The sequence below is a fragment of the Longimicrobiales bacterium genome (genome assembly GCA_028823235.1).
Classification (GTDB): Bacteria; Gemmatimonadota; Gemmatimonadetes; order Longimicrobiales; family Gaopeijiaceae; genus UBA2589.
In genome coordinates this window covers 1-13668 of the sequence record JAPKBW010000008.1, presented here as the reverse complement: position 1 = coordinate 13668, position 13668 = coordinate 1, and the positions used below count along the sequence as shown (strand labels likewise).

Below are 13668 nucleotides of genomic sequence, written 5' to 3'. Positions count from 1 at the left end.
TTACGAGTTGGTCACTTCACCGAACGGCGGATCGACTTAGCTCGCCCTCGGCCGCGACAAAACCAAACGCGGACCACTGGTTCGGCGATGTCATCATTTTCTCCCACATTGCATGTGCTTCCGCGGCTCGACCGTTCACCAGGTGCCAGACACCCAAGCCGTATGAGGTCGTCGTACTCTGAAGCGTGGCGGCATCTCCCGAAGGGCCGACGAGATCTTCCAAGGTGCGTTCGCCCTTGAACAGCAGGAGAAGGTCGAGATACGCGATGGACTCGATGATCTCCATGTCTTCGTTAATACCAGCGAGTACTTCGGCTGCCTCCTCGTCGCGACCGAGTTGCACCAGCGTCATGTAGAGCCAGTACGAAGTGGCCACCACGGAGTCGGGATGCTCAGAGACCTCAAGGCAGGCCTTTTGCGCCGCAAGCGCCTGTTCAAGGTGGCCCTGGACGTAGTGCCCGAGAGCGAGGTGGTACCAGATATTGAACTGGAGGGTGCTCGTCGGGGTGTTCATCACGTTGGGCAACCCGTCGGGTTCGACCTGATCCGGCTCGCCTTCGGTCAGTTCCGCAGCCCGCGCGAAATCAGCGATCGCGAGATCCGGTTCACGGACTGTGAGGTACCGGTGACCTCGGTGTCGGTAGATCCGCGCGTCGTCGGGATGAAGGTCGATGGCATGGGAAAAGATGTCGATCGCGGCCCGGTACTGACCGAGATATGCCGTCCGGCGTCCCATCCAGATGAGCGCGTCGACGTCCGCGGGGGCGGCAACCAGAGCATCTTCAGCTTCTGCATACCGTTCGAGGTAGATCGCCCGAACAGCCTCAGACTGCTCAGGCGGATAGAGCGGTTCGCCCAGGAACGAAAACGCTTCCGCCCCGTCGGGAAGGACTGTGCTTTCTCCCGGCGACGCCGCACCGTCTGCGACCTCACCCCCACAGGCAGCCAGCGCGAGTAGAAGCAGCCACAAACGAGAGCTACCGGACCGAGTCTGGTCAGGATGGGACATGCGGTTGTCCACCGGGAAGTGAAGTAACGGAAGGGTCTGCGCACGCGAGCACCGGTGCGAGCGCCACGGAGTGGAATAGAGCCCGCTCGGCATCGGTCGGCAACGTGGCGCCCCCGACGCCGACGAAGTAGTTCGACTCGTTTTCCGTGGCCTGAGCCCTACATTGACTCGAAGAAGGCCGCCTGTCGCGACCGTTCCCTCCTGCCACCTGATTGCAACGCATGACGTGTCCTGCCCGAGTCCAGTTCTCGACGGTTTCGCTCTCTCGATATGTGGCCTTCGTCGCAGCTTTCCTTTGCACCCTCCCTCAATCGGCTGAGGCGCAGGCACGCGAGACGGTGGACGTCTTCTTCGTCGGGAACAGCTACATCTACTACAACAACCTCCCGGGCCAGCTGGAGGCGATGTCGGAATCCCTTACCGAGGGGCCTCTTCTCCGAACCGCACATCATCTGCACGGAGGCTTCACACTGCGTCGACACCTGGAAGATGGACACCTTCCCGATGCCCTCGCGCAGCCCACGCAAGATGGAGCGCCCTGGGACGTCGTCGTCCTTCAGGAACAGAGTAGAATCGGAGCGCCCTATGAGAACGAGGAGTTCGGTACCATCGGTGACACCGAGCCGTTTTTCGAGGCCGCCGCCGAGGTTGTCGATCTGATCCTAGGCCTTGGAGCAAGGCCGGTCTTTTACATGACATGGGCTAAGGAAGTGTTCCCGGGACAGGCCGACCCAATTGCCGACGCGTACGAATCTGCGGGGGACGCACACGGCGCGGACGTTGCGGCCGCCGGCATCGCGTGGGCTCGAGTGCGCGAGGAGCGGCCTGATATTCAGCTGTTCCACCCCGACGGTTCACACCCGTCGCCGGCGGGAACGTACCTCGTGACTTCCGTGATGTACTCGACACTGACTGGACGATCGGCCGTCGGGGCTCCCCGCGAGTTGCACGGTCGCCAGATGCAAACCCCGGGCGCATTCGTATCCGACGACATCGTGCCCCTGGTGCGGCTGCCTCACGAGACAGCTCGGTACCTGCAGTCCGTTGCGTGGGAGACCGTTGAGGCCCGTCGCCGGCCCTAGTTCGGTGTCTGTGCCTCGACAGCGGCCTCCGCCTGGGCCTGGTTTCCATCTGTTCGCTCAGGTGGAAGGCTGAGGTGGGCAACCCGACTCGTTCGTTGCTGGATAGCTAGGTGTGGCTGGGTGCCACGGAGGGGCTAGTTGCCGTCTTCTAGGCCGGGCGGACGGTATCTGCTTGCCACCACGAACGGTAAGGAACCATCTTTTCCGCCATGGTCAACGGTCCATTCAAGCGCCTCGTACGTGAAATCCATCGCAAAAGTCTCTGGCAAGTACTGGGGATCTATGCGGTTGCGTCTTGGGCCGTACTCAGCGGTGTCGGTACGCTGGGAGACGCGCTCAACCTGCCGGACTGGTTTCCTTCCCTCGCGCTCGCACTCCTCATCGTCGGGTTGCCCGTCGTTCTCGCCGCGGCGTTCATCCAGGATGGCGGACAGGACCGAGTCGATGGGGACTTGGACCTGCTTCCTGATCCCACGGACGCTGCCAAGGGTAGCGTCTCTGGCCTTTTCACCCGGCGGAACGCTCTAGGATTCGTCGGTGCCTTTGTGTTGCTAGGGTTCGTCGGGATCGGATGGGTTTTGTTCGGCGGCGGCATCAGCGGCACAACGGATGACGAACCGACAATCGAACGGTCGGTCGCGGTCCTCCCCTTTGTGAACATGAGCGGCGACTCCAACAACGAATACTTCTCGGACGGGATTACCGAGGAGCTGCTCAACGCGCTCGCGCAGTTACCAGACCTTCGCGTTCCGGGGCGCACATCCTCATTCGCATTCAAGGACGGGGGGCTCACGATCCGGCAAATCGCCGACACCCTCGACGTTGCGCACATTCTAGAGGGAAGCGTTCGTCGCCAAGGAAACACGGTGCTGATCACCGCACAGCTCATCGATGCACAGACCGACGCCCATCTATGGTCGGACACGTTCGAGAGGGAGCTCACCGACATCTTCGCCATCCAGCGCGAGATTGCCTCGGCCATCGCCGATCAACTTCAGGTAAGTCTCTCGGGAGCCGAGCAGGCGCGACTCGTGGGTGAGGGGACCGCGAGCACCGAGGCCTACGAGGCTTATTTACGAGGGCGTTACTTCTGGAACCAACGCACCGAAAAGAGTATCCGAACCGCGATCAGCGAGTTTCAGCGCGCTGTAGATCTGGACTCAAACTACGCCGAGGCATACTCCGGACTCGCGGACTCCTACCTGATTCTAGACAATTACGTATTCCGGACGATGCCGGACTATGGGACGAACTCAGAGCTGGGACTCGCCGCAGCGCAAAGAGCCACCTCTCTCCGTCCCGACCTCGGCATGGCTCACGCCTCACTTGGGTTTGGCCTTTGGATGGTCGGCGACTGGGAGAACGCGATTCGGGAGCTTGAAAGGGCGATCGAGTTGAATCCAGGTTATGCTATCGGCCACATGTGGCGGGCATGGGTGCTGTCCTCCACCGGAAGGGCCGGCGAGGCGGTGGGCTCCGCACAGCGTGCGCTTGAACTCGATCCGGTCTCTCGGGTGATCTCTCTCGTCTTGGGCGAGGTATTCTTGTTTGCGACCCAAATGGAAGAAGCGATCGAACAGCTCCAGAAGACCGTAGACCTCGCACCGGAGTGGGCAACCCCCTGGTACGACCTAGGGCATGCACTGTTGATCGAGGGTCGATACGAGGAGGGCCTGGAGGCATGGCTCAACTATGCGCGGCTTGCCAACTTGGACGTCGCCATTCAGACGGCGGCGTATCAAGCGATGGTTCGCTATCGTGAGACCGGGAACCCGAATACGTTTCCGGACCACGACGAGAATCCGAGGGGGCAGATCATTATGTACGCCGAGAGCGGCCAGCCCGACCGAGCTATCGAGCTGTTCGAAGTCCTTATCCGGTCGGGGGCATACGGATGGGCGGGCAGCACCCATTCATTGCCCTTCGGAGACCTTCTCAGCGACGACTCCCGATACCAAGCGTTGCTCGAAGAAGCTGGGATTACTTGGTGAGCGAGCACACGTAGCGCAATGCTTGCTCAGGGAGCCTCCTCGCCTGCGTCCGCATCGGCGAAACTTCGAAATTGAGCAATGGGGAAACAATGAGAACAAAACTGCGAAGGTCGACTCTTTTTTTTACCGCAGTGTCGTCGGTTCTTGCGACGGCTTGCGCGCCAGCAGAGTCACCGCTCACGCTGCATGAGTTCGACTGTGGTGTCATTCGCTTCGAAAGCGTTGCGATGTTCGGCATCGGTGACGACGAGACCGATGTCCGTGACATGATCGTTCCCTGTTACGTAGTGGAACATCCCGCAGGCAGTTTACTGTGGGAGGGGGGCTTGCCAGTAGGCCTTGCCGAAGCCGGGGACTGGGTGGAATCACCGCCGGTGTTGCTACGATTGAATCAGACGCTCGCTGACCAACTCCCCGCCATTGGCCACGCTATCGACGCTTTTGACTACGTGGCTTTCTCTCACATGCATTTCGACCATGTCGGAGTGGCAAGTGAGGTACAAGGCGCAACGCTCCTTATCCAGCAAGCTGAGTTTGACGCGGCCTTCGCGGACAGCGTAACCGTGCCATTCTATGATCCGGCTGTATACGAGAGTCTCCGAAATGTGCCGCGGGAACTGCTCGACGGAGAGCACGACGTGTTTGGAGATGGCAGGGTGAGAATTATTCCTGCACCAGGCCATACGCCCGGGCATCAAGTGCTCTTCGTGGATCTGGATGAAGAGGGGCCTGTTGTTCTGGCTGGCGACCTCTACCACTTCCGCGAGAGTCGGTCAGACAGACGGGTCCCAAGCATAAACGTAGATTCGGCGCTCACTGTTGCGACCATGGAGCGCATCGAACAACTGGTGGTCGACCAAGGTGCCCAGCTGTGGATCGAGCACGACATGGCAGCGTTCCTAGAGAGACAGTCACGTTCCACTGTCCACCGTTGAGACGGTGTAAACATGTACCCTCGTGACGACTTATAAAATCGAGAAGTATCGAAGGCCTCTAAGCTGTCACTCGATTTCTGTACTCACCATCTCCACGAGAGCATCGAAGTGAGGTAGCAGTCGAGCGTACTCCGTCCATCCCACGTCGAACCAATTAAGTCACGGCGACAAGGTATTTCGGACTGCGTCATTCGTTAGGTCTGGTAAGCGAGTCGGACACGTCATTCGCGACTCGTTTCAGGCAGCTAGGTGTGGCTGGGTGCCACGGAGGGGCTAGTTGCCGGGAGGACAGGGGTCGTAGGTGACCGTCTCAGCGTACTCAATCCACTCACCACACTGCGCACCCATGTTAAGGGGGCCCTTCGCCTGCACCTGACCGTTCTCGTAGTAGGACTCATACAGTCCGTCTGGCTTACCAGCCACGTAGGTGGACTTCCCCCGCAACTGACCGTTCTCGTGGTAGGTCTCTAGTAGTCCGTCTACCTCACCAGCCGCGTAGGTGGTCTTCTCCTCCAACTGACCGTTCTCGTAGTAGCCCTCAGCCGGTCCGTCTACCGCACCAGCCAGGTGGGTGATCCTACTTCTTGGCTCACCACTCTCGAACCATGACTCGTAAGGCCCCTCTTCTAGACCGTTCTCGTATGTGCCACGGCCCCTGATGACGCCACTTGGATAGAGGTACTCATAAGGACCTTCTCGTTGGCCGTCCCGGTAGGTGCCTTTTTGGTATAGCCCCAGACCGCGTGCGGCATTTTCAGGCTCGAAGTCCTCAAAGTCACCGTGGAATCTTCCATCTCTGAGATTGACCCTCAGCGCGATCACCGTTGAGTCGTACACAGACATCCGGTGGGCTGAACCGCTGTACGGCTCTAGCGTCTCCGAGTCCAGGTACTGTGGTCCCTGCATAGGCAGGTCATCCAGATTCCTTGGAATGGGGTCAGCACACCCAGACGCTATCAGGCCGAGCACGAACAACAGGGTTTTCTTCATGCCTTCATTCTGCCCCTGCCCCACTCTTACCCGCAACCAAGGACGCGCAGAACGCTGCTGGACAGTTAGATCCGGCTGGGTGCCACGGAGGAGAGGGCGAGTTACACAATAGACTGGCGCGCATACATTTACAGCGCATGGCTAAACAGGTCTCGGAAGTGAATGGATATCGCCATTCCAGGACATCCGAGTGGTTAAGAAGACACCCGGTGACCTAGCTCCCGTGAGCGTCCACAAAGTGTGTGATTTCAAGATGTCGGGCGCCTCGGTGTTCTCCCTAACGCGCCACCCTTAAACAAAATCGAGCCGAGCGATGCTTGGCGACGGACGGGCACCGGACACTGGGGGGCAGTACCTTGATCACCCGGACCTGCCAACCTCGAACAGAGTTCGCCGCGGGGACGTATCACTTCTTACAAATCATAGGACCACGGGAAGAGAAATGGATCTATCACAACCAGATGGCACGGGCTCAGTCGCAATTACTAACATTACGATAGACCAGTCGGGCACTACCTATAATTTTGAAGGTCCGGTTGAGGGCTACGGCACCGTTTACTCGACCCAATATTGGGAAGCGGTAGACGAGGGAAGAACAAGAGGAACGATGGAGGGAGAGGCTCGAGTATTGGGCAACGATGGAACTCTTATCTCATCACCGCTAAGAGGAACATTTCGCCGCAATGGAACAAGAGCGGAACTCTTTTTCACTGACTGTGTCAGCAACGGCGACATGAACTTTGTACGGTGGGAAGTTGATTTAATCACCAAACAGGTTTCGGTGAGCTATTATTCCCTCAACGACTAGGCCGTTATTGGGGTTGTGGCACAGATAGACAGCAGGTGCCCCCCCCCCACTAAATTTTCGGTAACACACCATTAACCGAAACTGCCCCAACAATGGGGAGACCAAACTAGTGACTCGGACGCAGGCGATATGCTTGATCGTCATGGCGATCGGGGTAGGCATACTGCCCGCGTCATCCGCTTCGGCCCAGTCACGGCCAGGCGCAACCTCCGAAGGGGCGCTCGTCACAGAAAGACCAGTCGAGGGCTTCCCGAACAGCGTCCTGTATCTGGTTTCAGGCGAGCGACCGCGGCCGGTCGTCGTCATTCTTGGAGGCGCCGAGGGCGGGAATGGAGCGGGACGCAGGTTTGGTCCTATTCTCGCCCGACTCGGATATGGGGCTGTGAGCCTCACATACTACTCGCCAGACTGGGGCGATCTCCAACCGCCGCCGGAGTTTCCCGACGTACCGGGCAGTTTCATAGACATCCGAGTCGATCAGCTCAGCGACTTGAGAGACGCGCTGAGTGTTCTGCCAGGCCTAGACGTTGAGCGTTTTGGGCTATTCGCGGGATCCAAGGGCTCGGAGTTCGCACTCCTCGCGGCGAGCCGCTATCCATGGATCTCATCTGTTGTCGCGTATGCCCCTTCCGATCTGGTCTGGGAGGGATGGGGTCTGGAGATGCTCGAGGCAGAAGGCACACGTTCTTCCTTCTCGTTCGAGGGTGAGCCCCTAGTGTTCATGCCCTACCGAGGCTTCGTAGAAGGACTAAAAACTGGTCCCTCGGCCGATCTCCGGGCCATCCACGAGAACGGGCGTCATGACCACCCGGAACTTGAGGAAGGCGCTCGGATTCCCATCGAGAATTTCCGCGGTTCACTGATGTTGGTCGCTGGGGAACGCGATGCCCTCTGGAACTCAGCGCAAATGGCGCGGAATATCCAAAAAACGCGCGCGGCTGCAGGACTGACGACCGATGTGCTCAACTACGTGGAAGCTGGGCACAACATCGCAGGTGGACAGCCGGAGCCGATCGTCGATCCTCGAAGTGGTGGCACACCAGAGGCCGACGCGCAGGCCCGCGTCGATGCTTGGCCGAGGGTACTCGGCTTCTTGGATCGTACACTCAGTCGCTGAACAGTGCACCTCGACGAAGCGTCCTCAGCGGAGTTGTTGCAAAGAGAAAGATGAAACTCGCGGGCCCGTCAGCTTGGGCTAACAAGAGGTGAGCGCCTACCCGGCGTCGCAGGGGTGTTAGACGCGCAGCGATTGGTGCGATATGTGGAGTACACTTGCCGCAGTGGATTCGTGGTCACTATTACAGTTCCTCAGTTCAACTGATCGGAGGCTCGCCATGCGGATTCGCGCCCTAGTCGTCCTGATGCTGGCACTGTCGCTCGCCTCGTGTGCGACCACTCCCATCACGGGACGCAGCCGCCTAAAGCCGCTGATCCCGTTAGAGATCGAACTACAGCTCGGCGTCGATGCCTACGCTGAGGCGAAGTCGATGTCCGAACTGATTTCGAGCGGGCTCGCCTTTGAGATGGTGCAACTCATCGGTCAGCGGATCGCCGTCGCGGCCGAGCAGATGATCCCCGAGCCCACGTCGGCCTTCGATTGGGAGTTCATCCTGATCGACGAGCCCGAGACAGCGAACGCATGGGCGTTGCCGGGAGGCAAGACGGCCGTCTACACGGGTCTGCTGCCGATCACCAGGGACGAGAACGGTTTCGCAGTCATCATGGGGCACGAGATCGCCCACGCAGTGTTGCAGCACGGCCTCGAGCGGATAACGCAGAGCCTCCTCCTGGAGGGTACGCTTGGGCTTGCGTCGATGGCCCTAGGCGATATGTCAGCATCGGAACGTGACGCCACGTTGCAGGCACTGTCAGGACTCAGTTCGATCGGCATCGCGCTGCCGTTCAGCCGACTGCACGAGTCGGAGGCTGACGAGGTGGGTCTATACTTCGCGGCGGCAGCGGGCTACGACCCCCGTGCGGCGATCGGTTTTTGGGAACGCATGGTGGATAGCAATGGCGACGGCGCACCACCCGAGATCCTCAGCACCCACCCGAGCCACGACACGCGCATCGCCGATCTCCAACGGTGGATGCCCACCGCACTCGAATTATACAGAGCAGGCGATAAAGAACTGGCCACGTGCTCGCGAAGGCTGCTGAGATCGGAGAAGAGGAACTGCGAGACCTGAACCCCCTCCTGGGTGATCGGATCTGAGCAGGGACTTCTAGAGGATTTGAAAAACAAAAAGCCCCTGAGTAGAACACAGTTTATAGTGTTCTGAGTCAGTGGCAGTGGAATCGAGGAGGGGCTGCTAGAGCATCACGGCGTCTCGATACAAAGGCGCACGTGCGAACAGACGACCTCACTATCATGTTGTCCGCCTGCGAGATGAGCCACCACCCCGCCACGAAGGGACCGCGTGAGCAAGAGGAACAGTGAGGAGCGGAAAGGTAGCCCCGGTATCGCGACAGCAGTCGCGGGTGCAGGGGGCGACATGACGATCGATCGCAGACAGTTCACGAAGGTCGCCGGCGCAGGTGCGGCCGCGATGGCCGTCGCGTGGCAACTGGCGTGTACTCAGTTCTCCGAAACGGGAGAGGTCTCGGCGGAGACGGTCAGAACGCTGCTCGACGCTCAGGGCCCTCGCGGGATCTACGACAACGCCGAAGAGTTCGACCGTCTTCGCAGGGCCATCGCGAACAGTGCGCGCATAGCGAACGAGCTCAGAGCGTTCCCGCTGAGTGAGGACGAGCAGCCGCTGACGATCTTCCGGAGAGGCTGATGCAGTCGACACCGATTCACTTCATGACGATTCGGGAGCAGGCGGACCTTCTCTCCTCGGGTGAGATCACCTCCGTCGAGTTGACGCGACACTTTCTGGACCGCGCCGACGAGCTCGACCCCCCTCCCTTCGAGCTTCCGAGCGAACCCCGCTCCGATCACGACGGGATGCTCTCGACCATGGTGACGATCGCGCGTGAGCACGCGCTCGAAGCCGCCGAGCGTGCCGACGACGAACTCCGTGCAGGCCGGCGACGCAGCATCCTCCACGGGATTCCCTACGGCGTGAAGGATCTACTCGACACCGACGGCATCCGCACGACGTGGGGATCGAGGATCTTCCACGACCGTGTTCCGACGCGGAACGCGGCGGTCATCGACCGGTTGGCCGCGTCCGGGGCGGTCCTGATGGCGAAGATGTCACTCGGCGAGTTCGCCGGGGGCAACACCAGCTCGGCACTGAATCCATGGAAGCTGGATCGCACCAGCTTCGGGTCGTCGAGCGGTACCGTCGCGGCTGCGGTCGCGGGACTGATCGGTTTCGGGATCGGGACGGAGACCGGCGGGTCCATCGTCTTCCCGGCCTCCTCGGTCGGGGCCTCCGGACTCCGGCCCACCTTCAGCCGCGTGAGTCGATTCGGATGCATGCCGCTTTCCTGGAGTCTGGACAAGATCGGGCCGGTGGGTCGGTCGGCGGAGGATTGTGGATACGTCCTCGAGCAGATCAACGGCTTTGATGCGCGCGACAATTCGTCGAGCGATCGTCCCTTCGCGTTCCGGGCCGATCCCGGATCAATGAGGGGCCGGCGGCTCGGTGTTCACCGGCGCGAGTTCCTGCTGACGCAATCCGACCACAACCGTCAGGTCTTCCAGGAAGCACTCGACGTGTGGGCGTCGATGGGGGTGACCGTGGAGGACATCGATCTGCCCCTGTACCCGACCGGCCCCCTATTCTCCACGATCGTGACGGTCGAGAGCGGAACCATCTTCGAGCCACTCTTCGCCGACGGCAGCGCCGCCGGAATGTTCTCGTTCAACGAGGAACGGGCTGCCGGGTGGATGGCCGGACGGATGATGTCCGCGTCGGACTACCTGACCGCACAGCGGATTCGAAGCCAGCTCACCCGTGAATCCGACGAGATCCTCTCACGGTACGATGCGGTCATCGCCCCGACCTGGCCGAATGGAGCCGGCCTGCGGGAAGTGAGCGACGGCTGGCCGATTCCTGCCCGTCACGAATGGGAGCCCCCGAGCGACTTCGACGTCGGCACACCGCGGCTCAACTACATCGCCAATCTGGTGGGGCACCCCGGCCTGAACATCCCGTGTGGCTTCGATCCAGACGGGATGCCGCTGTGCCTACAGATCGTCGCCTCACCCTTCGACGATCAGGCTACGCTCGACTTCGGCATGTCCTTCCAGAACGAGACGGACTGGCACCTCAGGAGACCGGAGTACCCCTGGCGGACGTAGGTCCACGTCGAACCCGGAAGCGGACGAGGGATGGGAGCACGGCGTCCTGGCCCCACCGCTCACTCATCCGTCAGACGGGACTAACTCCTTGCGATAGGAGCCCATCGTCCCCGAACCACCGGAGTGTCCGAATCGCCATCAGGCACCCGCGTACCAGTGCCAATCGTTGTCCGAATTGATGCCGCCGGTGCCAGCGCGAATGCCGGCCATGGACGAGACGACATTGATGGACTTTAGAAACTTGAGGTTCTTGTAACCACAGGCCCGCTCCACTCGGAGTCGAACCGGCGCGCCGTTGCCCACAGGCAGGTCCGTCCCGTTCAGACCATACGCGAGTATCGTCTGGGGATGGACGACGTCGAACATGTCGTACCCCTCGTACCAGCCGTCGTACGTTTCCACCACGACGTAGCGCGCCTCATCGGTGACGTCTCCCGCCGCGCGGAGCACTTCCAGAAGAGGTGTGCCCGTCCACTGGCCAATCGCGGACCATCCCTGCTCACAGATGTGCATCGTAATCTGTGTCCGCTGAGGAAGACGCTTGAGTTCCTCGAGCGAAAAAGACATCGGCCGATTGACAAGCCCGCCGACGGTAAGGCGCCAATCGACAAATTGGCCGCTGAGCAGGTCTTGATAGTCTTCTTGTCGCGGGTTGGTGTTCCCCCAGGTCGGGAAGTCTCTGGTGATCTCGCTGACGTCGTGCTCCTGGGCCAGAGGCTGGCCGGACAACAGCAGCCTCTGGGTCGCCATGGTCAGCACGTCGGCTGCACCCATCAGTCCGCCCCTCACATCGGGCGGCAAATAGGTCGTGGGGTCGCGGCCCAGGAGTGCCATGCTGGCAGCCGCACCTGATCCGGCCAGAAATGTTCGACGGGAGACGAGCTTTTTCATTCCGTGTCCTCCCCTTGGACTGCGTACTTTCCGGTAATCATAGAACGCACCTCATTCACCACCCCGGCCACGAACACCTCGAACACGTGTACGAGCACAAAAAGGATCATCCACAGCATACCGATTACGTGAAGCGTGCGCGCCGTTTGACGCCCACCGAATAGATCGATCAGTTCCGGAGAAATCGCCGTGAAGGCAGGCATTTGGGCAAGTCCGCTCAGGATCATGAACGGGGACACAATGAAGATCACAATGAAGTAGGAGATCTTCTGCAGGACGCTGTAGCGGCCTGCCGCCTTGGCCACGGGCGAACGAAGCCGGAGGTGGTCCACCAGGTCAGTCTTGAGGCTTTGACGGGTCAGCTCGTCACGGCTGGGAAGTAGATTCCGCCGAAAGTGTTTGTTCCACACGTTCCAGGAGACGTAGACCAGGCCATTGATGACGGAGATCCAGGCAAAGAGGAAATGGTAGTTTCTCCCCCACTTGCGGTCGCCCATCGCCCCGGCTTGATCCCAGGAAATCCCCCAGTCCGAGAGCCTGAACACGGCTGGATGGCCTCGAAATCCCACTTTCCCCCAGTACAACTCCGGGAAATCGAGAAAGACGTGTACGCCGCTTACCACGAGATAGCAGAAGGCGATCACATTGATCCAATGGCAGATTCGCACGTTGCGGTTGTGCCGATACACGCTGTTCGCCGTCTCCATCCGGGGCCGGTCCTCGATCCTTGGCTCGTATATAACGGTCGACAGGTCTGGCAAGCGAGTCGGGCACGTCATTCGCGACTCGTTTCAGGCAGTTCGTGTGGCTGGGTGCCACGGATGGACTAGGTGAGGATTAGGGTTTCAAAACAGGTGCCCTAAAGTGAAGGGGGACATCCGCCAGGCGATCATTGCGACTGCCTCTGAAGTCGACGGCGAACTCTCATTCGTAAATGGGGTGTCCGCGGAGGGAGCAATCCTAGGCCATGCCTGGATCCCCTCTATCGGTTCAGGCCTCGCTAACCCTGGGGCGAATCTCCACGCCCCGTGCGAGAACATCCACGTAGACAAGTACATCCAGGGGATCAACGACGCGGCGGCCATCATGGACCACGACGTCAGAGCCTAGTCACTAGCACCCACCAACACTGTTTTGCACGCACGGTGACGGGACCCTCGACCAAGTTGCGGATCCTCTGAGGGCAGGCGCATGTTTCGACTCAGCCTTACCAGACTTGGCGAAGGATCATCCGAATGAAGAAAGCCCTGTTATTTGCTCTCGCTCTTCTCGCCCCTCTGCCAGTGGTTGCCCAATCGGTGGCGGACGACACACACGTTGCCGAGGCTCTGGAGGTTGCACGCATCTGGCTAGACGCGCAGAAAGACTACGAACGATTGCCATCCGTCGCTGCTGCGATTGTGCACGACCAGGAGCTTGTTTGGAGTGGTGCGGTCGGCATGGCTGATATCGACGCGGGCAGGCCCGCGAGTTCGAGCACGCTCTATTCGATCTGTTCGATCTCCAAGCTCTTCACGAGCATAGCGGTCATGCAGCTCAGGGACGAAGGACGCCTTGACCTGCGAGACCCCGTCCAAAAACACTTGTCGTTTTACGACCTTGAGCAGGGGTATGACGAGTCGACACCTGTCACTTTAGAAGGACTGCTTACCCACTCGGCAGGCCTGCCTCGGGAGTCGGACTATCCGTATTGGAGTGGACCAGAAT

General features: G+C 60.1%; 14 protein-coding genes. 10 read left to right on the top strand and 4 right to left on the bottom strand.

What is annotated here, in order from left to right:
• Positions 1–16: 16 nt before the first annotated feature.
• Entirely contained in the window at positions 17–1009 is a 993-nt protein-coding gene (locus tag OSA81_06250; GenBank protein ID MDE0898598.1) for a tetratricopeptide repeat protein, read from the bottom strand.
• 221 nt (positions 1010–1230) lie between these two features.
• On the opposite strand from OSA81_06250, the gene OSA81_06245 reads away from it, so the two are divergent.
• The 3 genes from OSA81_06245 (at position 1231) to OSA81_06235 (ending at position 5017) form a co-directional block, all read left to right on the top strand.
• Positions 1231–2091: a hypothetical protein gene (locus OSA81_06245; protein MDE0898597.1), complete on the top strand. Its 861-nt coding sequence runs from the start codon at positions 1231–1233 to the stop codon at positions 2089–2091.
• A gap of 209 nt (positions 2092–2300) precedes the next feature.
• Complete coding sequence (locus tag OSA81_06240) at positions 2301–4082, top strand: tetratricopeptide repeat protein (protein MDE0898596.1); 1782 nt, start codon at positions 2301–2303, stop codon at positions 4080–4082.
• An 89-nt stretch (positions 4083–4171) separates the two neighbouring features.
• Entirely contained in the window at positions 4172–5017 is an 846-nt protein-coding gene (locus tag OSA81_06235; protein MDE0898595.1) for an N-acyl homoserine lactonase family protein, read from the top strand.
• A 273-nt stretch (positions 5018–5290) separates the two neighbouring features.
• On the opposite strand, the gene OSA81_06230 is transcribed toward OSA81_06235, so the two are convergent.
• A complete protein-coding gene (locus OSA81_06230; GenBank protein ID MDE0898594.1) occupies positions 5291–6007 on the bottom strand; it encodes a toxin-antitoxin system YwqK family antitoxin in 717 nt (238 codons plus the stop codon).
• Positions 6008–6449: 442 nt separating this feature from the next.
• On the opposite strand from OSA81_06230, the gene OSA81_06225 reads away from it, so the two are divergent.
• The 5 genes from OSA81_06225 (at position 6450) to OSA81_06205 (ending at position 11070) form a co-directional block, all read left to right on the top strand.
• Positions 6450–6815, top strand: a complete 366-nt coding sequence (locus OSA81_06225) for a hypothetical protein (GenBank protein ID MDE0898593.1) — start codon at positions 6450–6452, stop codon at positions 6813–6815.
• Positions 6816–6924: 109 nt separating this feature from the next.
• Positions 6925–7932, top strand: coding sequence for a hypothetical protein (locus tag OSA81_06220; protein MDE0898592.1), 1008 nt, complete (start codon positions 6925–6927; stop codon positions 7930–7932).
• A 217-nt stretch (positions 7933–8149) separates the two neighbouring features.
• Positions 8150–9004: a M48 family metallopeptidase gene (locus tag OSA81_06215; GenBank protein ID MDE0898591.1), complete on the top strand. Its 855-nt coding sequence runs from the start codon at positions 8150–8152 to the stop codon at positions 9002–9004.
• 231 nt (positions 9005–9235) lie between these two features.
• A complete protein-coding gene (locus OSA81_06210; GenBank protein MDE0898590.1) occupies positions 9236–9598 on the top strand; it encodes a hypothetical protein in 363 nt (120 codons plus the stop codon).
• Positions 9598–11070: an amidase gene (locus tag OSA81_06205; protein ID MDE0898589.1), complete on the top strand. Its 1473-nt coding sequence runs from the start codon at positions 9598–9600 to the stop codon at positions 11068–11070. Before OSA81_06210 ends, OSA81_06205 begins: the two co-directional genes overlap by 1 nt.
• Before the next feature lie 138 nt (positions 11071–11208).
• Here the strand turns inward: OSA81_06205 and OSA81_06200 are convergent, their stop codons facing one another.
• Complete coding sequence (locus OSA81_06200) at positions 11209–11961, bottom strand: molybdopterin-dependent oxidoreductase (protein ID MDE0898588.1); 753 nt, start codon at positions 11959–11961, stop codon at positions 11209–11211.
• The gene (locus OSA81_06195) at positions 11958–12740 is read right to left on the bottom strand and encodes a cytochrome b/b6 domain-containing protein (GenBank protein ID MDE0898587.1); all 783 of its coding nucleotides are present in this window, start codon (positions 12738–12740) and stop codon (positions 11958–11960) included. Before OSA81_06195 ends, OSA81_06200 begins: the two co-directional genes overlap by 4 nt.
• 85 nt (positions 12741–12825) lie before the next feature.
• Between OSA81_06195 and OSA81_06190 the strand changes: the two genes are divergently transcribed.
• Together OSA81_06190 and OSA81_06185 are read left to right on the top strand one after the other, a co-directional pair.
• Positions 12826–13071 carry a hypothetical protein gene (locus OSA81_06190; GenBank protein ID MDE0898586.1) on the top strand — a complete coding sequence of 82 codons (246 nt, stop codon included), beginning with the start codon at positions 12826–12828 and terminating at the stop codon, positions 13069–13071.
• Positions 13072–13196: 125 nt separating this feature from the next.
• On the top strand, positions 13197–13668 hold a 472-nt coding region (locus tag OSA81_06185), incomplete at its 3' end, for a serine hydrolase (GenBank protein MDE0898585.1).

Excerpts from the sequence above, each read along its gene's own strand:
- OSA81_06240 (MDE0898596.1), top strand. The coding sequence starts at position 2,301 with ATGGTCAACGGTCCATTCAAGCGCCTCGTACGTGAAATCCATCGCAAA.
- OSA81_06235 (MDE0898595.1), top strand. The coding sequence starts at position 4,172 with ATGAGAACAAAACTGCGAAGGTCGACTCTTTTTTTTACCGCAGTGTCG.
- OSA81_06205 (MDE0898589.1), top strand. The coding sequence starts at position 9,598 with ATGCAGTCGACACCGATTCACTTCATGACGATTCGGGAGCAGGCGGAC.
- OSA81_06245 (MDE0898597.1), top strand. The coding sequence starts at position 1,231 with ATGACGTGTCCTGCCCGAGTCCAGTTCTCGACGGTTTCGCTCTCTCGA.
- OSA81_06250 (MDE0898598.1), bottom strand. The coding sequence starts at position 1,009 with ATGTCCCATCCTGACCAGACTCGGTCCGGTAGCTCTCGTTTGTGGCTG.
- OSA81_06215 (MDE0898591.1), top strand. The coding sequence starts at position 8,150 with ATGCGGATTCGCGCCCTAGTCGTCCTGATGCTGGCACTGTCGCTCGCC.
- OSA81_06230 (MDE0898594.1), bottom strand. The coding sequence starts at position 6,007 with ATGAAGAAAACCCTGTTGTTCGTGCTCGGCCTGATAGCGTCTGGGTGT.
- OSA81_06200 (MDE0898588.1), bottom strand. The coding sequence starts at position 11,961 with ATGAAAAAGCTCGTCTCCCGTCGAACATTTCTGGCCGGATCAGGTGCG.
- OSA81_06225 (MDE0898593.1), top strand. The coding sequence starts at position 6,450 with ATGGATCTATCACAACCAGATGGCACGGGCTCAGTCGCAATTACTAAC.
- OSA81_06195 (MDE0898587.1), bottom strand. The coding sequence starts at position 12,740 with ATGACGTGCCCGACTCGCTTGCCAGACCTGTCGACCGTTATATACGAG.